This is a genomic window from Caulobacter zeae (assembly GCF_002858925.1).
GTDB lineage: Bacteria > Pseudomonadota > Alphaproteobacteria > Caulobacterales > Caulobacteraceae > Caulobacter > Caulobacter zeae.
The window spans coordinates 88,375-109,922 of the sequence record NZ_PJRS01000034.1 but is presented as its reverse complement, the minus strand read 5'-3'; the positions used below and the strand labels follow the sequence as shown (position 1 = coordinate 109,922).

General features: G+C 72.1%; 14 protein-coding genes. 1 reads left to right on the top strand and 13 read right to left on the bottom strand.

Annotation, left to right across the window (positions count from 1 at the left end; translation table 11 throughout):
• Position 1 precedes the first annotated feature (1 nt).
• Positions 2-2,461 (top strand): beta-galactosidase, encoded by a 2,460-nt coding sequence (locus SGCZBJ_RS16845; RefSeq protein ID WP_101719150.1) that lies wholly within the window; start codon positions 2-4, stop codon positions 2,459-2,461.
• Between the two features lie 35 nt (positions 2,462-2,496).
• Here the strand turns inward: SGCZBJ_RS16845 and SGCZBJ_RS16840 are convergent, their stop codons facing one another.
• The 13 genes from SGCZBJ_RS16840 to SGCZBJ_RS16785 form a co-directional block, all read right to left on the bottom strand.
• Positions 2,497-3,561, bottom strand: a complete 1,065-nt coding sequence (locus SGCZBJ_RS16840) for an eCIS core domain-containing protein (RefSeq protein ID WP_165799348.1) — start codon at positions 3,559-3,561, stop codon at positions 2,497-2,499.
• Between the two features lie 77 nt (positions 3,562-3,638).
• Positions 3,639-4,520: a hypothetical protein gene (locus SGCZBJ_RS25280; RefSeq protein ID WP_117590385.1), complete on the bottom strand. Its 882-nt coding sequence runs from the start codon at positions 4,518-4,520 to the stop codon at positions 3,639-3,641.
• Positions 4,520-6,451, bottom strand: coding sequence for an ATP-binding protein (locus SGCZBJ_RS16835; protein ID WP_101719148.1), 1,932 nt, complete (start codon positions 6,449-6,451; stop codon positions 4,520-4,522). The genes SGCZBJ_RS25280 and SGCZBJ_RS16835 overlap by 1 nt, the downstream gene beginning before the upstream one ends.
• Entirely contained in the window at positions 6,448-7,995 is a 1,548-nt protein-coding gene (locus SGCZBJ_RS16830; RefSeq protein ID WP_101719147.1) for a hypothetical protein, read from the bottom strand. The genes SGCZBJ_RS16835 and SGCZBJ_RS16830 overlap by 4 nt, the downstream gene beginning before the upstream one ends.
• A 10-nt stretch (positions 7,996-8,005) precedes the next feature.
• Entirely contained in the window at positions 8,006-10,915 is a 2,910-nt protein-coding gene (locus SGCZBJ_RS16825) for a hypothetical protein (protein ID WP_101719146.1), read from the bottom strand.
• Positions 10,912-12,123 carry an Ig-like domain-containing domain gene (locus SGCZBJ_RS16820; RefSeq protein ID WP_101719145.1) on the bottom strand — a complete coding sequence of 404 codons (1,212 nt, stop codon included), beginning with the start codon at positions 12,121-12,123 and terminating at the stop codon, positions 10,912-10,914. Before SGCZBJ_RS16820 ends, SGCZBJ_RS16825 begins: the two co-directional genes overlap by 4 nt.
• Entirely contained in the window at positions 12,120-14,486 is a 2,367-nt protein-coding gene (locus tag SGCZBJ_RS16815; protein ID WP_101719144.1) for a phage tail protein, read from the bottom strand. The genes SGCZBJ_RS16820 and SGCZBJ_RS16815 overlap by 4 nt, the downstream gene beginning before the upstream one ends.
• A 2-nt stretch (positions 14,487-14,488) precedes the next feature.
• Positions 14,489-16,756: a putative baseplate assembly protein gene (locus SGCZBJ_RS16810; protein WP_101719143.1), complete on the bottom strand. Its 2,268-nt coding sequence runs from the start codon at positions 16,754-16,756 to the stop codon at positions 14,489-14,491.
• A gap of 1 nt (position 16,757) precedes the next feature.
• Positions 16,758-17,156: a GPW/gp25 family protein gene (locus tag SGCZBJ_RS16805; protein ID WP_101719142.1), complete on the bottom strand. Its 399-nt coding sequence runs from the start codon at positions 17,154-17,156 to the stop codon at positions 16,758-16,760.
• The gene (locus SGCZBJ_RS16800) at positions 17,153-19,576 is read right to left on the bottom strand and encodes a hypothetical protein (RefSeq protein WP_101719141.1); all 2,424 of its coding nucleotides are present in this window, start codon (positions 19,574-19,576) and stop codon (positions 17,153-17,155) included. Before SGCZBJ_RS16800 ends, SGCZBJ_RS16805 begins: the two co-directional genes overlap by 4 nt.
• Positions 19,573-20,274, bottom strand: a complete 702-nt coding sequence (locus tag SGCZBJ_RS16795; RefSeq protein WP_101719140.1) for a phage baseplate assembly protein V — start codon at positions 20,272-20,274, stop codon at positions 19,573-19,575. Before SGCZBJ_RS16795 ends, SGCZBJ_RS16800 begins: the two co-directional genes overlap by 4 nt.
• A complete protein-coding gene (locus SGCZBJ_RS16790) occupies positions 20,271-21,365 on the bottom strand; it encodes a phage late control D family protein (protein WP_101719139.1) in 1,095 nt (364 codons plus the stop codon). Before SGCZBJ_RS16790 ends, SGCZBJ_RS16795 begins: the two co-directional genes overlap by 4 nt.
• Entirely contained in the window at positions 21,362-21,547 is a 186-nt protein-coding gene (locus tag SGCZBJ_RS16785) for a hypothetical protein (protein WP_101719138.1), read from the bottom strand. The genes SGCZBJ_RS16790 and SGCZBJ_RS16785 overlap by 4 nt, the downstream gene beginning before the upstream one ends.
• Between the last annotated feature and the right edge of the window lies 1 nt (position 21,548).

Below are 21,548 nucleotides of genomic sequence, written 5' to 3'. Positions count from 1 at the left end.
CATGTCCCTTCGCATCCGGACCATCGCCCTGGCTACGGCCTCGGCGCTCGCAGCGGCGATCGCGGCCCAGGCCGCCGACCTGGCGGTGGATGCGACCCGTCCGCCCGCCGCCGTGCGCTCCGAGCACCTGCGCATGGGCGCCGCCACCGCGCCCGACGGCCAGACGCTGGGCGTCAACAACCGCTACCTGACGCGCAACGGCCGGCCCTGGATGCCGGTCATGGGCGAGTTCCACTACACGCGCTATCCGCCCGAGCACTGGGGCGCCGAGCTGGCCAAGATGAGGGCCCAGGGGGTCGACATCGTGGCCACCTACATCATCTGGAACCACCACGAGGAGCGCGCCGGCCAGTTCAACTGGGCAGGAGATCGCGATCTCAAGCGGTTCGTCGAGCTGGCCAGGGCCAACGGCCTGTTGGTGGTGATCCGCATCGGTCCCTGGGCGCATGGCGAGGTGCGCTGGGGCGGCACGCCCGACTGGGTGGTCAACGCCATGCCCACCCGGCGCGACGACCCGGTCTACCTGACCTATGTCGAGCGTTACTGGCGCGAGATCTACAAGCAGGTCGAGGGCCAGCTCTGGAAGGACGGCGGCCCGGTCATCGGCGTCCAGCTGGAGAACGAGTACAACATCGGCGGGCCGGGTGCGGGCGCCGGGCATATCGCCACCCTCAAGGCCCTGGCGCGCAAGATCGGCTTCGACGTGCCGCTCTATACGGTGACCGGCTGGGACAACGCGGTCTATCCCAAGGGCGAGGTCATTCCCGTCTTCGGCGGCTATGCCGACGAGCCGTGGAGCGCCAGGCAGGGCCGGCTGCCGCCCAAGGAAGTCTATGCCTTTCGCTTCGGCAGCAGGGTCGGCGGGGATCTCGGCGCGCAGACGACCTCGCGCAATGCCGGCACGATCGAGAGCGACATGGACGACACGCCGTTCCTGGGCGCGGAGTTCGGCGGCGGCGTGCCGATCATGTATCGCCGCCGGCCCTATCTGTCGCCCGACGACGTGGCGGCCATGCTGCCCGTGCAACTGGGCTCGGGCGCCAATCTCTACGGCTACTACATGTTCCACGGCGGCCGGAACCCGCAGGGCCACACCACCCTGGAGGAGGACGACCGCCAGGGCGGGTACAACGGCATGCCGATCGTCAACTACGACTTCCAGGCGCCGCTGGGCCAGTATGGCCAGGTCCATCCCGTCGCCGACGCGGTGCGCCCATATCACCTGTTCATGAAAGCGTTCGGGGCCAGGCTCGCGCCGATGGAGGTGCAGCGGCCCGCGGCCAGGCTGAGCGGCCGCGACGACGTCGCCACCCCGCGCTGGTCGGTGCGCAGCCAGGGCGACCGGGGCTTCGTGTTCTTCAACAACCACGTGCGGCAGTTCGATACCCCGGTCCAGGCCAAGACCCGCTTCGAGGTCAAGCTGCCGGGTGGTTCGGTCACCTTCCCGAGCCGTGCGGTCGACATCCCCGCCGGCGCCTATTTCATCTGGCCGATCAACCTGGATCTCGACGGGGCCAACCTGGCCTGGGCCAGCGCCCAGCCGCTGACCCGGCTCGAGGACGCCGACGGGCCGCTTTACGTCTTCTCAGCCACCAAGGGCGTGCCGGTGGAGATGGCGTTCTCGGCCGATGTCGAGGTCACGCTGAATGGCAAGCGCCTGAAGGCGGTCGACGGTCGGGTGGTCACCCCGACCCTGACCCCCGAGGGCATGCGTGAACTTTTCGTGCGTCCCCCGGGGGGCAAGCGGGTGCGGATCGTGTTGATCAGCGCCGAGCAGGCCAGGCAGGCCTATGTGCTGCCGTTCGGCGGCAAGGATCGGCTGGTGCTCAGCGCTGACCCGATCTTCGCCGACGAGGCCGGCTGGTCCGTGCGGTCCAAGGCCGATGCGGGTTTCCGGCTGGCGCTGCTGCCCGCGCTCGACGCCGCGCCCCAGGCGAGCCTGCCGCTGCGCCGCGCCAAGGGGCAGGGGCCTTTCCAGGTGTTCGAGGCCCAGGCGGCCACCAAGGCCCTGAGCGCCGAGATCAAGCCGCTGCGCGAGGCCAAGACCTTGCCGCCTTCCGAGATCGGCGGCCGCGCCAAGGCCGTGCTCCAGCCCTATGCCGAGCAGTATGGACGCTCTGGCGCATGGACGCTCAGCCTGCCGAAAGGCGCGCTCGAGGGCTTGAGCGAGGCCTGGCTGGAGATCGACTACGCCGGCGACGTGGCGCGGCTGTTCGACGGCGTCGATATGCTCGACGACCAGTTCTACTACGGCCCCAAGTGGGAGGTCGGTCTCAGCCGCTTCGGCGACCGGCTCGATCGCGATTGGACCCTGACCGTCCTGCCGCTGCGCGCCGACAACCCGCTCTACATCCAGCCCGAGTTGAAGGCGGCGATCCCGGCTGGCGGCCAGGTGGGCGAGGTGACGGGCGTTCGCATCGTTCCCGAGTACGAGCTGCGGCTCACTGCGGCGCGCAAGTGACGGCCAGGCGTTCGTCGCCCGTCCCGGCCGCCGCGCTATTTCTGCCGCCGAGGCGGCGCGCCCAAGGCCAGGCCGATGGCATCGGGCAGGAATGACAGTTTCAGCAGGTCGATCGTGATGAAGAACCCGGCCCCGCCGAGCGGCGCGGGCTGGGCGGGCTGGGGGAAGGCGGCGTAGGGCGCCATCGGACCGCCAGCCGGCCCCTCCAGGCGAGGCATGTCGGTGGTCAGGCCATAGCCGCCGGCGATGGAGATTCCGGGCATGATCCCGAAATTGGCCATGGCGAAGGGCATGGTGACCTGCCCGTCCGGCGAGACCGACAGGGTGAAGTTCAGGCCCAGGGTCATGTTGGGCTCGCCTTCGGCGTTGCGGCTGAAAATGCCCAGGAGATCGTCGGCGCGGAACCCCAGGCGCAGCTGGAACGGGTCGGTGGGCGACTTGGGCAGGTCGTACTGCAGGCCGGTGACCGGAGAGTGCGGGATCAGGCCCAGGACCTTGCCAAAGTCCACGCCCGACAGGCTTTCGCGCCCCTCGGGCTTGGACAGGGTGTAGATCAGCGGCGTGCCCAGGGCGACCGCGCCGACGCTGATGGCCGCGACGCGCTCCGCGCCGCTGGCCCGGTTCCAGATCGGCAGGGCCAGCGACTTGGCCATGCCCAGGGCGTAGCCCGTGGCGGCTTCGTTCTTGCCGAACTCCTCGGCCACCTTCTTCAATCCGTCGCCGACGGCCGTCTTCTCCTCCTCGGCCTTGGCTTCCTTCAGCGGCGGGGAGGGCGCCTCAAGCTGGATCGCCGGGCCGCTGCGCGACTGCTGGATCGTGTGCGCCAGCTCATGGCCCAGAAGCCGGCGGAACTCGTGGTCGCCGGGACGCCAGCGACCGGGCGCCAGGGCGATGTCGCGGCCGGCGGCCAAGCCATGGGCGCCGTAGTCGGCGGCCACCGGCGAGTCCGGGTGGACGCGCACGCTCGACAGGTCCGCGCCCAGCCGGCGCTCGAAATAGGCGCGTTCGGATCGCGGCAGGGGCTGGCCCAGGCCAAGGCCCAGTTCGGCGGGCGCGCGATCCGGGGTGACCTTGCCCTGGACTGAAGCGCCCCGCGCCACCTGATCGGCGGCCTCCTCTTGCCCCCGGTCCCGGGTGGCGGGGAGGCGGGGCGCGAACCGGCCGCGCGGGCGCGGGCTCATGGACCGACGGCCGCGCCGACGGCGGCGGCGGCGTCGCTGTCGCGCGTCTGCAGCTTGGCCGCGCCCTTGGCCAGGGCGACGTTCAGCGCCAGTTGCTTCTCGATCACCTTCTCCTCGGCGGCGCCGACATCGGCCAGGGCCGAGAGCCAGGTGTTGGCGGCCGAGGTCCATTTGCCCTGCAACACCGTGCCGTCCGGATCGGCGGCGAGGTCGGCGGCCAGGGCCGTGCGTTCGGCGACATAGCCGGCATAGGCGACGACGGCGGCGTGGTGGCTGGCCGCGCCCGTGGCTTGGGCGAGCTTTCCGGCCTGGCCGTAGTGTTCGACGGCGGCGCCCAGTTTCAAGGTGGTGTCGGCCGCGCTGCCCTGGATCTTGGCCAGCAGGGTCAGGGCCGCCGCGCGGGCGTCGACCAGGGCCTTCTGCTTGGTGACCAGGGCGGCCTGGGCGTTGTTCAACTGGGTCCGTTCGTTGTTGCCCAGCCCCGCGATGGCGGCGTCCAGGGTCGTGACCGCGGCCACGCCCTTGCTGTCGAGATTGGCTTCGGTGACGCTGTTGGCGGTCGCCACGGCGGTCTTCAGAGTGGCGGCCTGCGCGTCGGCCAGGGGAGGCTGGTCGCCGTCCGTGCGCGCGGCCACGACAGCGGCCAGGGCGCCGTTCCGCGCGGTCAGGGCGCTGGTCACCGTGGCGCCGTCGGCGGCGATCAGGGCCTGTTCGGCGGTGATGCGCGCGGCCAGGGACTGGACGGCGGCCGCCGCCGATCGTGTCGCGGCGGCGACCGCCGAGGCCTGCCCGCCCTGCGCCACCGCGGCGGCCAGCGAGGTCTGCAAGGCGGCCTGCTCGTTCGAGATCTGGGCCAGAACGGTGTTGATGTCGGTCATCAATGTGCTCCTGTGGACCAGGACGGCGCGGGCCGTCCTTTCTTGGCGAACTCATTGCGGATGGCGGCGGAGAGCAGCTCCGCCGTGATCTGGCCGGGGCCGTCGGCTGCGGCGTAGGCGGCGGCCAGGGCGGCGTTGCGGATCTCCCCTCCGGTCAGGTCGAAGCGCTCGGCGACGAGGTCGAGATCGACGCCTTCGTCCACGCGGTCGGGCGGCAGGTGGGCCGACCATAGCCGCCGCCGCTGGCCTGGGCCGGGGCGGGGCATGGACAGCATCAGGTCGAAGCGCCGCAGGAAGGCTGAATCGACCCCCTGGGCCGCGTTGGTCGCCAGCACGGCCAGGCCCTCGAAGGCCTCCAGCCGTTGCAGAAGGTAGTTGACCTCGATGTTGGCATAGCGGTCGTGGGCGTCCTCGACCGCCGTGCGCTTGCCGAACAGGGCGTCGGCTTCGTCGAAGAACAGCATGGCCGCGAAGCCCTCGGCCGAGGCGAACAGCTCGGCCAGGTTCTTCTCGGTCTCGCCGATGTATTTGGAGACCACCAGCGACAGGTCGACCCGGACCATCGGCAGGCCCAGCCGCGTAGCCATGGCCTCGGCGGCCAGGGTCTTGCCGACGCCGGAATCGCCCGAGAGCAGCGCGATCAGGCCGCGCGGCGCATAGGACATGCCCCAGCGGAACCGCACGGGCACGCGCAGTCGATAGCGCTGGATCAGCTCCTCCAGCCGCGCGCCGGTGGTCTCGTCCACCACCAGCCGCGACCAACTGGTGGCGCTGGTCGTCACCGTGGCCATGCGGACCGGACGGGGCGGCGCGTGGGCCAGGCGGGCTTCGGCGACGCCCGCCATGCCGCCGGCCCGCGCCGCCAGGGCCGTGATGTCGGCCCGGGTCATCCAGGTCTGGTTGGCCAGGATGTCGGCTTCCTCAGTCGTCAGGTCCGGCAGGGCCGCCCGCCAGGCCTCCGCCTGCTCCAGCGGATCGGGCGGAGGCAGGACGACGCGGGTGGGCGGCGGGTCCGCGGCCGAGGTGCGCACGTGCAGGCGTGGCGAGGCCAGCAGCACGATGGGCGCCGGCGGCAGGTCGACCGGACCGGCCAGCTCGCTGGTCGAGGACACCGCCAGGGCGCCGGCCCCGTCGGTCGCCAAGGCCACCAGCGCCAGGTCGCGCCAGGGCGGTTCGCCGACGACGACGGGCGCGTCGAACACAGTCAGGGCCTGCTTGCGGCGTCGGGCGGCGGCCGCCAGCACGCCCTTGCCGCGCTCCGGATCGCCGGCCAGGTGCAGCAGGGGGCCGCCGGAGGCGCTCAGCCTCGACGCGGTCGCCTCCACGGTGGCCGTCAGGCTGTCCGGAAGCGGGGACGGATCGACGGGACGCGCCGTCCAGCCGCCGGGCAGTTGGGCGGGAGTTGCGCCGTCCAGCAGGGCCAGGAGGGTCGAACCGGGATCGAGCAGGCGTTCGGTCACGGGCTGAAACGGGTCGGGCAGGGTCAGCAGGCCATGCCGCCAGAGCGGACCGCGCCACAGCGCCGCCCGGGCCGGCGCGGGGATGGGGTCGTCGCCCAGCAGCAGTCGCAGCGCCAGGCCGCCCGGAAGCCTGGGCTGGCCGGCGATGTCGACGATCGCTTGTCGTCCCCGGTCGTCCAGACAGGGCAGCAGCGCCAGGCCCAAAAGGTCCAGGTCGAAGGCCGACAGCCCGCAGCCGCGCGCGATCCGGCCCAGCGGATGAGACGACTGGCTCAAGTCCGCGAACAGCGCGTCGGCGGCCTCGGTCACGGTCGCGGCCAGGGGGGCGGCGTCGAGCGGGCCGGCGGGGCCGGACGTCAGGGATCGCGCGAAAGCCTCGAGCGCGGGATCGGAGCGACGCAGCAGGATGCGGGCCGCCGCGATCACGGCGAGCCGCAGGACGGGATCCTCGTGCGCTCCGGACCCGGTCACGACGCCTCCACTCCATCATAGTGGAACCGGATCGTCCGGCCGGTCCAGGGCAGCCAGCCGAGGTCGATGTCCCAGCCCGCGCGACGCAGCGCGATGTCAGCGGTGGCCAGCGGCCAGGCGATGTCGGCGCTCCAGGCTGTCCAGGACAGCCGTCCCGGCCTGAGCGCCAGGCGCGCCAGAGCGCCTTCGGGGGTGTCGCCGAACGGATCGACATCGCCGTAGAGGCGCCGTGTCGCCCCCGGCGCCCAGGCGACGCCTTCGGGGGCGCGGGCCATGAGTAGATCCAGGCGGACGTAGGCCTGCGGGTCGGGGACCTGGTCGTCGAGCGGACTGTCCGGGGGGCGCGCGCCGGCGAAGATCGCCAGAAGCGGCCGATCGCGTTCGAGCGTCACGCGCCGCGCGGCGGGCGACAGCGGCGCGGTGATCCGGTGCAGGGCGGCCAGGCCCATCGAGAGCAGGGCCTGGCGCAGGGCGTCGCCATGCAGATCGTCCAGCAGGCCCGACATGCCCAGGGGTCGCAACAGCAGCAGCAGGCCGCCGGTCATCACCGGAACGCCGGCCGCCGTTTGGGGCGGGGCGCGCTCGGCGGTTGCGGACGGTTCCAAGGCGGCTAAAGCCGCGAGGCGGGGCTCGCCGCTCGTCTCCGATGACTGCCGGAGCGGGGGCGCAAGTCCCGGTATCGCGGGACTGGCCGGCTCGGCGGCGGACACGATCTGATCAGCGTCGCTGCGGACGAGGATCGGCGTCCAGGCCGCGCCATAGGTCATCCAGGCCGCCAGCCGATAGAGGTTCCTCCGGTCGCTCGCGATCGCGTCGATCGCCGCCGCCACCGGACCCGGCAGGTCCGGTGGAGCAGGGCTTTCCTGGGCAAGGGGAGCGTGGGGCGCGGCTCGAGGCGATCCTGCCTCCAGGGTGTCGCGGACGGCGCCGCGCAGGCGCGCCAGGAGTTGGGCGGCCAGCCGTCGTTCCTGGCTGGCGCTCAGCAGACGCGGCAGGTCCGGCGTCGCGACCAGCAGGTCCAGCAGGAGGGCGGCCGCGCGCGCGGGGTCGCAATCGATCCATTCCGACAGGATGGCGGCGGCGTTGGTCGGACCCAGGGCGTCATGCCACCATGGCTCCGGCTCGCCCATCGCCGCGGCGCGCAGCCAGGCCGTCTGTGCGTTCCAGGGATCGGCGAAGACGGCGATCTCGTCCGACCCGTGTGCGCCGCCGGCCCCCGCCGTTCCCAAACCCAGGCTCGAGGTCGTTGTCTCCGCGTCGCGCAGGGCGTGCATCACCGCTTCGACGATCGCTTCAGCCCAGCAGCGCGCCAGGTTGTCGACGTCGACGCCGGCGCCGATGCGCAGGCGCAGCTTCACCTTCGGCAGACCGATCACCACGGTTTCGTCGACGCCCGCGGCGGTCAGGGCGCGGGACAGGGCGACGTCGAGCGCGTTCGGCAACCTGCGCGCGGCCATGTCCACCAGCGGCGCGACGGCCAGCGCCGTCTCGGCGTCCGGATTGACGACCCGGCTGGACAGTCTGCGGATGGTGAGCGCGACCATCGCCCGGCCGTCAGCCGCGCTTGACGAAGAAGCGCGTCGCCGACGCCGCCTTCGACGTTCCCAGCATCGTCGCCACGGTGGATGCGTGGTCGAGATAGGCCTTCGCCGCCGCATTGTCGCCGACCTCGGTCCGCACCGTCTTCACGGCCTTGGCCAGGTCGCCCTTGGCGCCGGTCAGGGCCGTCTTAAGCTTGTCCGAGACGCCGGCGGGCGCGGCGACGGCCAAGCCTTGGCTGACCTCGAGCGACCGCTTGGCCTGGGCGGCGTAGGCGGTGCGGAAGCGGGCGTAGTTCTGGGCGCCGCCCAGCAAAGCCGTGGCCTCCTCGGGCGAGCGGGAGAGGATCTCGCCGACAGTCAGCTCGCTCTTCACGCTGGGCGCCAACTGCTGGACCGTCTTCTCGCCGGTGGCGTCGCGGAGCTTGGCGTAGAGCTGGGCGGCGTCGGCGTTGGCGAAGACCGGCGTGCCTTCGGCCAGGACGGCGTCCTCGGTGGTTTGGGCCGGGGCCACGGCCAATGCCTCGGCCGTCTTGGCGCCCTGACCGATCTGCTGGACCATCGCCTCGGTCTGGTCGGCCGAGCGCGTGGCGGCGAACATCTGCACCACCTGGAAGCCCGGATAGACCGCCGCGTAGGAATCGGCGACGCGGTCCACAGCGGCTTGCCGGCGCTGGGCCGGGTCGCGGATGGTGGAGGCCAGGGCCTTGTCCTGGGCGTCGACCTGGGCCTGGAAGGTCTCGGCGCGTCCGGCCACCGCCAGGTCGGGCACGCTGAGCGGCAGGGCGCGGGACATGATCGCCTGGATGTCCGGATGCTCCAGTATGGCGTCGGCCATCACCTGCTTTTCCTGCGGCTGGGCCTTGTAGGCCATGCGCATGCTGTAGGTGGTCATGTATTGGGCCGGCGCCGCGACCGCGGCCGGGGCGCCGCCGACGCCCGTCGTCGGGTCGAGCTCCTTCTCGGGAGTGGCATAGGCCTGCAATGCCAGGTCGATCATGAACTGGAACATCTCCAGCAGCATGAACAGGGCGTCCAGCAGCACCAGGCGCTGCTTGACGTAGACCACGAAGTGACGAGGCAGCATCTCGGGCCCGGTCCGCCCCTGACGGATGCCGGCCAGCTCCATCGCCGCCAGCAGGGGCGAGGCGACCGCGCCCCAGTCGGCCGCCTGGTCCTGCGCGTCCTCGGCGACGACCCCCAGGATGGGATGCTTGCGCACCAGGCCCTGGAGGGGGACCATCAGCTTGACGATCTCGATGCGGCGATTGACCAGGTCGTCCAGTCCGATCGTGAAGAAGGCGGTGATCAGGTCGATCAGGCCGTTGCCGCCCTTGGCGCCAGCCTTGCCGCCGGCGGCGCCGCGGAGCATCTCGACCAGCTGGGCGATGATCGGGTTCAGCGCCGGCGGCCGGTCCAGCTGGACGGGATCCTTGTCGAAGACGTTGGAGAGGTCCTCCAGGATGTCGTCGTCGTGCAGGGCCACGACGCCGTAGGTGGCCACGTTGGTCGTGCGGAAATAGGTCTTGGCTTGGCTCAGGGCCGAGGCGATGTAGCCCGACACCATGCCGGCCTTGGTCCCGCCGGCCGCCAGCACCTTGTCCAGCGCCGAATTGCCCGTGTTGGGGTCATCGCTCGCCACCTGGCGCGCGGCGTAGTCGGGATCGATGGGCAGGAAGCCGATCGGCGGGATGTGCCTGAAGCCGCGCCTCAGCAGGTCGTAGTCCGCCAGATGGCCTTCGCGGGTCTGCGGCAGGACGGCCAGGCTGTCGGCCAGCATGCACTGGAACTGGTGGATGCGCGCCCAGGCCGCGGCGCGCGGCGGTGCGCCGAAGGTGGTGCGATGGGCGGTCTCGGCGGGCGTGGAGACAATGCCGCGCCGGGGGATCCAGGGGTCGATCCACAGCGCCGTGCCGTCCTCGCCCAGATAGACCATGGCCAGGGCGACGGCGGCGGTGTCGCGCCGGCCGGGGCCGGTTCCCTGGCAAAAGCCGTCGTCGGTGGCGAACGGCGGGTCCCACCTATGGATCAGCGAGTGTTCGAAGACATCGAAGAAATAGGACGACAGGACGCCGCGCAGGTCCCAGGGCGAGCGCACCGTGTCGTCCTCGGGAACGTCGACGGGGAACCGCACCAGGCTGAGGCCGAAGCCACCCTGCCAGGCGTCGCTCTGGCAGGTCGAGGGCGGGCCGTCGCCGCACACTGTGCCATAGACCTTGGCGTCGCCGCTGGGCTGTTCGGCCGCCTCGATGATCAGCAGGTAGGGACCAGGCTGAAGGGCCTGCGAGCCGCCGGTCGGGCCGCCCGGATCGGGCGCCAGGCAGACGCACGGCGCGAACTGCGCGCCCGCCCCCACCACCCGGCGCGGCTTGGCCTTCTGCAGGGCGATCAGCTGGTCGAGCTTGAAGGTGAACTTGGTGGGGACCAGCAGAGGGCGGCCGATCATGTCGAAGGCCAGGCCGGCGTGCAGGGTGATCGGCGTTTCGGTGCTCACCCCGCCCTGCCTAGGCCCTTCGGCGTGGTAGTCGGTGGCGTTGATCCCTTCGGCCGTCAGGCCCAGCCCCCAGGCCACGCCGGGCATCAGGGCCTGTGCGTCCAGCCGGGCACGGTAGTCGAAATAGGCGTCCTGCCGGCGCAGGGCCTCGGCGGTCATGAAGCGGCCGTTGAACCAGTTGGTCCGCAACAGGCTGTTCCAGCCGTTGACGTCGCCGCCGGGCGCGGCGGGGAAGCCCGTATAGTCGGTTCCGCCATAGCCCCATTTCCCCACGAAGGCGCCGAAACTGGCCTCCTCGGTGGTGGATAGCTCGGCGTCCGAATTGGACAGGCGCTTGGCGATGGCGCGCAACAGGGCCTGTTCGCTCGCGAGGTTCTGGCTTCCAAGCATGGCGTCGGCTCCCTGCGGGCCGTGGTTGGGATGGCTCTTCATGGCGTGAAGACGCCGATGACGACCGCGTCGCGGCCGCGTCCGGAAGGGGGCGCGGGCTCGTCGGTCAGGCCGGCCAGCGGCCGGTTGTGCGTGTCCAGGATGGGGCGCGCCCCGCCGCCGGACAGCACCAGCTGATAGGTGGCGCCGCCGGACCAGTCCTCGTTCACCTTGAAGGTGATCACCGGTCCGGCCACGGTCGGGACGGCCGTCGCCGGGGCGGTCCAGGCGCCGCCGTTCAGCTTGAACAGATGAACGGAGTCGGCGGTCACGGTTCCGGCCTGGATGTCGCCCGTCAGGGTGGCCGTGACGATCGCCTTGCCGGCGTCGCCGCCGGTTCCCGCTGCGACCGCCACCGTCTCCAGGGCGAAGGCCGAAGCCGCGGCCGGACCGATCAGCCGCAGGCCGGTGGCCAGGCTGGCCACGGTCTGGACGTCGGGCAGCAGGGCGCGGACGGAGGTGTCCACGGCGTCGATGTCGGTGGTCTCGGCGGGCGAGCCGACGGGTTTTAAGTCGACGACGGCCAGCAGCACCTTGGCGTCCTGCGGATACGACCAGAGCTGCTCGGGATGCGGCGGCGCATCGGTCAGCAGGGCCTGAAGCCGCGCCCGCAGCCCGACCGGCTCCTTCAGGGCCGGCCAGTCGCGCGACAGGGCATGCGGATCGGGCGGCGGCGTGGCCTCCAGGCACAGGCGATAGCTGTCCAGCACTCGGCTGTAGACCAGGGAATTGTCGGCGTCCGAGCAGGGCTGGGCGATGGCCGGCGTCTGGGCCGAGAGGCAGGCCCGGTAGCTGAGCACGGCGTAGCAGCGGCGCGCGTCGCTGTCCGGGTCGTCCGGCGGCGGCGACAGGTCCGACCAGAAGCTCTCGTTGTTGGCCAGGCCCGTGACGTCCAAGCAGATGGCCTCGGGCACGAAGATCTCGCGGCCGAGGGGATCGATCGCCAGGCCCGGCGTGCAGATCAGTTCCACCGCCGGCGGATCGGCGATGGTCTTGGCGATCACGTCCAGTCCGCAGACCACCCCCGAGCCGTGCAGCAGGGCGTTGCGCAGACGAGCGCGCAGCAGGTGGTAGCGCTGCTCGCTGACGAAGTCGTCCGCGCCCAGCAGCTGGCCGTAACTGTAGCGCGGCCGGGCGAAGGGATCGCCAGGCAGCGCGGGGTCGGTTCCCTCCAGCGGCGCGAAGGTCGCCGCGTCGACTGTGTCGGTCATGGCTTCCCGGTCCTCTCCTGGTTAAGTCGGTCGCCGGTCCGGAAGCGCGTTTCCGGCTCGGCTCGTCCCAGCGTGTTGTCGGCGCCCAGCACCGCGGTTCCCAGCAGCGCCGGCTCGAAGCAGGGCGTCTCGCCCAGCCGCGACAGGCCCACCAGGCTGCCGCCGACCCGGAAGCCGGCGTCCATCCAGCACAGGGCATGAAGGGTGTGGGCGGGCTTGTTGGCCTCGATCGCGTCCTGGATCACCGCTTCCAGCACGGGGGTCCGCGCGCGGGACAGCACCACGGTGAAGCGGTGGGCGAAGCGCCGCACGAAGCGGGCCAGCGGGTCGGTTTCCAGCGGATAGGGCGGATCGTCCGGCGGGCAGGGCTGTCCGCCCGCGGCGCGGATCATCGCCCGCCGCAGCATCAGGGCCGCGTAGTCGGCTTCCAGCTCGGCGTCGGCCGGGTCCTCGCTGGCGCCGCCCGCGTCGGCGTCGCCCAGTTGCAGCCCCGAGCCGAGGATCGGCGAAAGCTGGCCTACGAAGGCGGCGCTCTGCCGGCGCATGCGGAAGCCCTCGACGATGATCGCGGGCGCGCCGGACAGGATGGAGATCAGCCGGGTCAGGCCCGGGACGGTGCCGCGCCGCTCGTACAGCCAGCAGGCCTCGGACAGCAGCTGGCGACGGACGGCCTCGTCCAGGCGCTGGTCGAAGGTGATCGCCGCGTAGCTGGCCAGCCAGGCCAGGGCCTCGGGCGGGGCCAGCCGGGGATCGGCCAGCTGGCGCAGGACGCTGATCCGGGCGTCGATCTCGGTGATCCAACCCTCGAACAGGGCCAGGGCGCGGTCGGTCGCCTCGGCCGCCACCGGGTCGGCTCGCCAATAGGCGGGCAGCACCTCCAGCAGGGATGGACGCGGGTAGCTGGCCCGCACGGCCAGCACGGCGGGGCTGCACCGCTCGGCGCCGGTCAGCCGGACGCGAAGCCACAGGTAGCGGCCGGGCGGCGCCTTGATCAGGCCCTCCAGGGTGACCTGGGGCCAGGGCGCGACGGCGTCGGACCGGACCTGCGCATAGGGTTCCTCGGAGGGGCGGGTGATCCGTTCCGGCGGATCGGGGATGTCGGCCTGGGCGCCGCGAACGTCCAGTTCGCCCAGCGGCGTCCAGCCGGCTTCGTCCGCGGTCAATGACCCCAGGGGCGGCCAGGGATCCTCGATGTTGACCGGCGTGGCCGGCGTGCTGACGTCGGCCGGCGGTCGGGGCGGCCGCCGCACCGGGAACGGCGGCAGGCTGTCGGCGGTCTTGGTCTCCAGCGTGACGGTCGCGCCCGGCGGAATGCAGGCGTCGATGAACACCCGATGCCAGGGGCAGGCGAAGATCTCGCTGTCCAGGGCGTAGGTCTCGACGCAGCCCTCGGTCTCGACGGGCGCCTCGCGGGCATAGAGGGCGCGGGCGCCGTCGGCGGTGCTGGCGAAGACCTGGTCGCCTTGCCGCCACACGGCTCGCCCGTCCACGCCCCGTACGCCGAAGCTGGAGATCATGGTGGGGCCATCGGCGGGCGACAGGCCGTAGCTGACGAAGCGTGTTTCGGTCGGCGACCCGGGAGCGCCCCTCGGCTCGCCGACCATGATGGTGTTCGGACCGATCACCAGCAGGAACACCGGCGCGGTTATGGCCGGCAGCGCATGGACGGTCAGGCCGTCGGGCGTCACGATCGCCAGCTTCGGGCCCGGCAGGAGGACGACCAGCAGGTCGAATTCGGGATCCGCCGCCAAGGCGATTGCGGGGGCGGGCAGCGACGCGACGCCCCAGACCCCGCCGAACGGCTGGACCAGCAGCCGATCACCGTCGGTCACGGCCGCGCACCAGTCGCTGCAGACCACCTGGTCCGGCGCGGAGGCGCCCGGCGGGGTCTGGGTGTCCAGCAGGGTCAGGTCGGGCGACAGCACGCGCAGCCGGGGCGGGGCGCGATCAAGCAGCCAGACCCGCCCGGCCGCGTCGCGGGCGATGTCGACGGGCGCGGCCGGATCGGCCGGCGGCGTGGTCGGCTGGAAATCGAACGGTCCGGGCGTGGGCCGGCGCACGCGGGCGCGGGGGAGAGGCAGGGCGCGCCAGGTTCCGGTCGCTCCGCCCTCGAGGGCCAGCAGGCCCCGCGCCGGATCGGCCAGCAGCACCGCCGCCTCGGCGCAGAGGTCGGGCGGGCAAGGCACGACGGCGGCGCCGCCGCGCGCCGCCAGCCAGGGTGCGGGATCGGCCGCCTTGGCCGGCAGCGTCGCCTTCGGGGCCAGCATGACCCGGGCGGGGGCTGGGGCGATACGCGTGCGATCGAAATCGCAGCGCCGCCACATCGCCGGTCCGGTCAGGTGCGCGAAGGCGGGCTGGCGCATGGCTAGCACTCCTCCTGTTCGACCGGCACGGCCACGCCGCCGACGGGCGGATCGGGATCGGGGTCCAGCGAGGGTGCGGTCGGGCCGATGGCGACGCCCACCTTGCGGATGACGGGCAACTGCCATTTCTGGAGCGGCACGCTCTGGGTCACCGCGTCCCGCACGCCGTCGGGACCGATCGACACGCCCTGGACGACCACATCGTTGACGATGGCCACGCCCTGCACCCGCAGGGCCGCGGCCTCGGCGTCGCGATCCCGCACCGCCCGCCCGAACGGCCAGCCCTCGCCGTCGGGACCATAGGGGGGCAGGGGGGCGAAGTGCTGCCTCAGGGCCAGCTCGACCCAGCGCCGCAGTGTCTCCTCGCCGACGCCGGCCTGGGCGTCCACGGCGATGGCGATGTCGACGTCGACATACTCGGGCGGGGTGACATAGAGCTCGGTGGTCACCAGCCGGCGCGGCTCCAGCCAGGCGCAGACCTTGCGCAGCACCTCCCGGTCGGGCGTGGGCGTGTCGGGCGTCACCAGGTCCTGGGCCGGCAGGACGATCAGGGTGACCACGCCGGGAATGCCGTCGGCCCGCTCGAAGGGCTTGTGGCGCGGCAGCACCTGGGCGCGGCCGATCATCGCCCCGGGCGTCTCCAGCGCGATGTCGGCGAAGTCGTCGGCGCACACGGCCCGGTCGCGGGCGCGCAGGACCTTGGGGATGCGGGCCTGGGCCTGGGCCGCGGTCTCGGCGTCCTGGCCGCCCGCCGCTGGCAAGGGGTTGGTCGCCCGCAGCGGGGCTCCCCGCACGCGCGAGACGCCTCCGGCCCCGACATTGCCCTTGGCGCCGCCTCCGTAGCGATAGGCCAGCACCCGGATCGCCTGGCCGGGCAGGGGCATGCGGCCATGCACGCCGTCGCCGAACGTCACCGTCCCGTCGGTCGGCTCCAGGGCGTAGAACGGGTCGTCCGGTCCGGCCAGGGCCAGGTCGTCCGCCCGGGTCCAGGCCGCCCAGCCCGCCTCGGTGCGCACCTGGATGACCTCGCTGTCCTGGATCACCGGCGTCTTGGACAGGTTGACGGTCTGGCCGGCGCGGCCCTGGCCGGCGCCCAGCATTTCCGGAGACGCGGTCACCGCCTGTTCGGCCATGACCATGTTGGCGTCGACCAGCCGCACCTGGATGGGCGGATCGGCGTCGTCGATCCGCCGCACGCGGATCCAGGCCAGGACCCGCGCCGCCAGGTCGGGATCGTCCAGCCGGGGCGGCAGGCCGCCGACGCCCAGCAGGTCCTCGTCGGGAATGTCGAAGCTGCCGGCCCGCCAGTCGCCGAACGGCAGGGACCCGTCGCCGCCGGCTTCCGGAATCCGCAGACGCAGCGTCCCGGCCTGGCCCAGCCCGTCGGTGTCGTCCGCCTCGACCGCGAGGCGGCGATAGGCGATCTTGTCGACACGCCGGGCCGCGCCCGAGAAGCCGCCGGTCGAGATGTCGTAGCGCACGGGCCAGCGCGCCGGTGAACTGTCGGCGTCGGGGCAGCGCAGGGCGTCGGCGGGGCCGCACAGGGCGTCGTCAGTGCGTACGCCCAGGCTGAGCACCTTGCCGGCGATCTTGCGCCGCACCAGGTCGAGCGTCGCGGCGGGATCGCCGGTGTCCAGCGCCTTCAGCACCGGCGCCGGCGCCAGCAAGGCCAGCCACAGCGCGCCGTCCACCGTGGACGAAGGCGCGGTCGAGGTCGCAGGCGGCAAGGCGCCGCCCTTGGGCGCGGGCAGCGGCGTTGTCTTGTAGGCGGTCAGGGCCGGGGCCACGCCCAGGTGATCTTTCAGCAGCTGTTCGACCGAGGCCTGTCCCTCGGGCGGGGCAGCGCCCTCGTAGGGGCGCTTGACGTAGCCGGCCAGTTCGACCGGCAGGACGGTGATCTCGTCGGTGGCCTGGAACAGCACGTCCCCGGCGGCGAATTGCAGGCGCGGGGCGGTGGGCGAGAAGTCGGGCGTCACCGGATCGACCGCGCCCTTCTGCAGGTCGACCCGCACCTGGACCCGCGCGACGCTCGCCGGCCGGGGCGGGATGTTCAGCAACTGGAGGAACGCCAGCTTCGACGCTTCGGGCGCACGGTTCAGCCGGTACAGCAGGTTGTCGCCCAGGAAGGCGAACAGTTCGAGCAGGGCGATGCCCGGGTCGGTGGGATTGTAGTCGGTCCATTCCGGCGAGTGGACGGGGATGCGCCGGATCAGCTCGGCCCGCAGGTCGGCATAGCCGCGATCGTCGAGGCGAGGAGGGGTCAAAGCCATCTCAAGCCGCTCCTGCGTCGAGATAGAAGGGATAGACCAGGCTGCGCGGACCGGGATCGGGCGGGACCTGGTAGCGGACGCCGATGCGCAGCAGCGTCGGCTCGCGCGGATCGGCCACGACGCTGACGTCCTCGAGGCGGATCCTGCCTTCGTCGCGCGACAGGGCGTCGGCGACCGCCTTCTGGATCTGGGCCCGGGTCTCCAGGCTGTTGGGCTGGAACAGGAAGCGCCGCAGGCCCGCGCCGAAGACGGGGCGGCCGATCCGTTCGCCCGGTTCGGTCAGCAGCACCGCGCGTACGGCCTGGTCGACGGCGTCGACGCCCGCCACCCAGTCCCATCCCTGGCCGGTGACGGGGGGGAAGCGCAGGCCCACGCCCAATCTGTTGGATCCCGCGCTCATGATTTCTTCGGGACCGGTATGGGGATGCAGAACTTCAGCAGCAGCATCCAGGCGAAGCCGGGCAGGGCGATCAGTATGCTGAAAATGATGCTGAACAGGATGAAGGCGCAGATCGTGATCACCGGGATCGCGAAGCTGCAGATCCAGCCCACGCCCCAGGCGCGCGAGGTGTCCTTGGGGTCGTCGCCGACGTTGTAGCCGGAGTTCGGCGGGGTGTTGAACCCGGCGAACGGCTTGGCGCGGGCCTTGGCGATGCGGGGGATGTCGCGCACGAGCTTGGCCAGGTCCGGCAGTTGGATCGTCACCGGCTTGGCGCCCAGGATGTCAGTGGGCTCGGCGATGGTGAAAGGCTCGGACCGGCCGGTCCAGACCAGCTTGGCCTGCTCGCAGGGCGTGTGGCCCGCCACCCGCGCCCAGCACCATACGGCGAAGACGTTGTCGTGGTCGTAGCGCAGCCGGTGCGCCCTGGCGCGACCCCGGGACTCGGCGACGGCGACGGGTACGCTGGCGGCGTAGCTGGCGGCCACCGTCTGGCGCATCGTATCGAAGGTTGCGGCCTCGGGCGTCGGGCCGGGAAAGACCAGCAGGCCACGCGCGGGCTGCTCGAACAGGTCCAGGCCGAAGGTTCGAAGGCGGTGGATCGGATCGTCGGGCAGGCTGAACGGCCCGGTGATCGCGGGCGCGACCTCGTCGACGATCAACTTGGCCAGCCGGGTCTCGTAGGCGCTGCCGCCGGCGGCCCCGGCCTCGTCCAGCGGGCTGAACAGCGCCTCCAGCGCCAGGGCCGCGCGGTGCACGGCGTCGGCGTTGGCCGGCTGGGCGCGGTTCAGCGGCGACCAGATTGGCACGGCCTCGGCGGGGCTGGTCACCGTGTCCAGCCCGTAGACCGCCTCGATCTCGACCGAGAGGGCGCCGGTCGTCGCGGCGGGCGTCTGGTAGGTGACGCCCTTGAACGTCAATGGCGTCACGGCCGCGAGAGTGGCGGTGTCGGCCTCGTCGAACATCTGGGCGTGCAGATTGGCCAGCAGGGCCAGGCGGAAGGCGCGCACCCGCAACAGGGCCACCGCCATGACGCCGCGCGCGATTACGCCCAACTCGGCATCGGTGCTGGGCGCGCCGGTCGGGATCAGCACCCCGTCGATCGCCCGGCGCAGGCGATCGCGGATCAGCACCCGCCAGTCGGACAGGCGCGCGCTGAAGCTGAGAGTGACGGTGGGGTTGCCGCTGGCCCATTGAGCGGACTGCTCGGCGTTGGACCAGAAGGCGGCGGGGGCGCTGGTCGGGCCGATCACGCCCGCCGACGGCGCCAGGGCCGCGAAGCCGTCGGCGATCACCTTGCGCACCACGTCCCGCAGGGTCGCGTCCAGGGTCGAGCTGGGGATCATGCCGAACGACAGGATGGCGTTGCGCGATGCGGCGACCTGCGCGTTGGTCGGCGCGCTGGGCGTTACGGTCAGGGCCAGCAGATTGGACAGCGCCGCGCGGATGGCGGCGCGCTGACCAGGCGCGTCGGACCAGGCCGAGGTTAGTCGGGCGTCGGTTTCGGCGGCCATGGCCGCGGCGATGTCGGCGGCCAGGGCCGGAGGCGCCTCGTCCTGGACCTGTTCGGCGGCCGAGAGCACCGGCAAGAGGCCGTAGAGCGTGGTGTGGGCGGCCGCGCCGGCCACCGTGCCGGGCAGCAGCGACAGCCGCGCGCTGTCCAGCGCCTTGGGCAGGGGCGTCTCGGCCTTCAGCTCCAGGCGCGCCTTCAAGGCCGCGTCCTGCCCGCCCCAGGCGGCGTCGGGGATGGCTTCGGGATCGGCCGGCAGGCCGCCCGCCAGCTCGAGCCAGACGCCGCGCTTGCCGTCGACGCTGATCCAGTCTTCCCATCGCTCGCCGGCGGGGTCGCGCACCAGCCGGCGCACCACCGCGCCCGAACCCAGGATCCGGGACTTGGCGACCCGGGGCCAGCCCTGGCGCTCGCACAGCAGGTCGAACGCCACCAGGGTGAAGCGCAGGTGCAGCGGCAGGTAGAGCTTGCGCAGCCATGCCGGGTCGCCATGCGGTATCCCGTCGGCGTCGAGCACCCCCGCCGCCTCGGTCTCCGGCTCGACGGCCAGGGGCGGGGCGCGCCGCACCGAGGTCGGATGGAGCCGGGTCCCGACCGCGTCCAGCATCGAGGCCGGCGGCTCGGCCCAGTCGCGCCAGGCCAGCAGCCGAGGCAGGCGCTCGGGCGCGGCGGCGCCGGCCAGGAAGTCGTCCATGAAGTCCGCCCCGTCGAACGACAACAGGGGCGGGCTCACCGCGACGGCCGGATCGCTGGTCGGCGGCGCGGCCGGGTCGCGCAGGAAGAAGGGCGGCGCGGTGACCAGGATCTCGCGCGAATCCCTGCGCGTGGCCGGCACGGTCAGCCGGCGCGCCGGGGCCGGGGCGGCGCTCACCACACGTTCCCGGCGCCGGGGGTGTAGGAGGACGAGACCACGCTGTTAGTGATCACCGTGTCGGCCTTAACCACGCCCGAGAATTTCGACATCGCCGCGTCCACGGTGACCATGGAGGCGGTCACCTTGACCATCGCGGCCTGCACCTCGCAGTTGGCGTTGGCGATGATCTTCACGTTGCCTGCCGCGTCGATGACCACGCTGGCGCCGTTGGAGTGGCTGACGGTGATCTTGCCGCCGCTGGCGTCGTCCAGGGTCAGCTCGTGGCCGCCCTGGGTCTTGACCTGGACCTTGGTCGCGCCGTCGGTGTCGTCGAAGGTCAGCTTGTGGCCCGACCGCGAGGTGAAGCTGCGCACGTCGTTGTTGGCGTTCATCGTCTCCGGCGGCGTGTCCTCGCCGTTCCAGAGCGATCCGATCACCACCGGCCGGCGGGGATCGCCCGCCTCGAAGGCCACCAGCACCTCGTCGCCGGGCTCGGGGATGAACCAGGTTCCGCGCGAGGCGCCGGCCAGGGCCGTGGACAGCCGCGCCCAGGCCTGGGCGGACGGGCCGTCGTCGTCGCCGACGAAGGGCAGCTCGATCTTCACCCGGCCCTGCTGATCCGGGTCCTGAACATCGCGGACCAGGGCCGGATAGACGCCGGCCAGGCGAGGGCGGGCGAACGGCAGGACGACGCCCTTGGGGTCGCGCGCGATCATGATGGATCTCCCAGCTCGGCGCGGCAGGCTTCGAAGTGGGTGCGGTAGCCGTAGCTCATGTCGAAGGCGTGCCGCACCGAGGTCAGCTGGTAGACGCCCGAGAAGAAGGCGCCGATGTCGACCAGCTCCACCCGGCTTCCGACCTTGAGGTTGGGATCGCCGTTGGCCACGCCCCGGCCTCGCACGAAGTTGCGGGCCCGGCGCTGCATGGCGCCCTTGGCCAGCGCGCGGGCCTCGTCCGGCGTGGCCGGCGCTTCCAGGTGCAGGTCCTCGACGACCTCGGGCCAGATGTCGGCCAGGATTTCCGGTCCCGTGCGACCGCCCGATCCGGCCACGGCGCGGGCGTCGTCGCTGCCCGACTGCTCGTGGATCGCCTGCTTGGCGGAGACGTCCCAGCCGTGCACCCGGACCTTGGTCCGCTGATGCGCCAGGTCGGCCAGCACGGTAAAGCGCAGCAGCTCGTTGTAGTTGGACATGCGGATCGGCGGATCGGCCGCGGCGCTGCGCGCCTCCACAGTCAGGGCCCGGTCGTCGAGGACCAGCAGGCCGTCGCTGACCGCCGCCCGCTCGCGCAAAAGCTCCAGGTCGCTCTGATTGACCTGCAGGTGCTGCACGTAGCTTGGTCCGTCGACCTGGGCGGTGGGGGTCAAGCCCGCGTCGGAGCCTACCTGCTGCAGCATGTCGGCGTCGCTGGCGTTCTCGAACACCCGGGTGCGCCGTCGCATGCGCAACGGCGCCAGGGCGTCCTCGGCGTGGAGCACCAGCTCGGGCTCGCGCGCCTCTGGAAACTCGCCGCCCAGGGCGGTGATCACGCCCTTGAACACCGTGATGGGCGCGCCGGCGGGCTGGAAGGCGATCTCTATGGCCTTGCCCAGGTCCAGCACCTGGCGGTCGAAATACAGGAAGTCGACGGGCTTGCCCTCGGACGGGCGGTCCAGATTCAGGAAGACGGCTTCCAGGCTCGACAGGCCTGTGTCGTCGGCATGGGTTTCCAGCCGGAAGCAGCCCCGGCCGAGCGCAGCGATCTCCCGACCATCCACCTTGAAGATGGGCTGGCCCGAGGACAGGAATTGCCCGCCGTCGGCGCTCATCGGTCCACCGCCAGGCGCAGGTAGCGCTCCAGTTCCTCGACCAGCAGTTCACGGACGATGGCGCGCAGTTCCTCGACCCGCACCTCCTGGGCGGGCGCGGGCCCCGCCTCGGCTCCGCCGCCCCGATCCTTCGACGGATCGACCACGAGCTCGCTGGAGATTTCGCCGATGGTGACGCCCATG

Coding starts and splice junctions, on each gene's coding strand:
- SGCZBJ_RS16830 (WP_101719147.1), bottom strand. CDS start 7,995: ATGGTCGCGCTCACCATCCGCAGACTGTCCAGCCGGGTCGTCAATCCG.
- SGCZBJ_RS16825 (WP_101719146.1), bottom strand. CDS start 10,915: ATGAAGAGCCATCCCAACCACGGCCCGCAGGGAGCCGACGCCATGCTT.
- SGCZBJ_RS16790 (WP_101719139.1), bottom strand. CDS start 21,365: ATGAGCGCCGACGGCGGGCAATTCCTGTCCTCGGGCCAGCCCATCTTC.
- SGCZBJ_RS16785 (WP_101719138.1), bottom strand. CDS start 21,547: ATGGGCGTCACCATCGGCGAAATCTCCAGCGAGCTCGTGGTCGATCCG.
- SGCZBJ_RS25280 (WP_117590385.1), bottom strand. CDS start 4,520: ATGACCGACATCAACACCGTTCTGGCCCAGATCTCGAACGAGCAGGCC.
- SGCZBJ_RS16820 (WP_101719145.1), bottom strand. CDS start 12,123: ATGACCGACACAGTCGACGCGGCGACCTTCGCGCCGCTGGAGGGAACC.
- SGCZBJ_RS16815 (WP_101719144.1), bottom strand. CDS start 14,486: ATGCGCCAGCCCGCCTTCGCGCACCTGACCGGACCGGCGATGTGGCGG.
- SGCZBJ_RS16795 (WP_101719140.1), bottom strand. CDS start 20,274: ATGATCGCGCGCGACCCCAAGGGCGTCGTCCTGCCGTTCGCCCGCCCT.
- SGCZBJ_RS16810 (WP_101719143.1), bottom strand. CDS start 16,756: ATGGCTTTGACCCCTCCTCGCCTCGACGATCGCGGCTATGCCGACCTG.
- SGCZBJ_RS16845 (WP_101719150.1), top strand. CDS start 2: ATGTCCCTTCGCATCCGGACCATCGCCCTGGCTACGGCCTCGGCGCTC.
- SGCZBJ_RS16805 (WP_101719142.1), bottom strand. CDS start 17,156: ATGAGCGCGGGATCCAACAGATTGGGCGTGGGCCTGCGCTTCCCCCCC.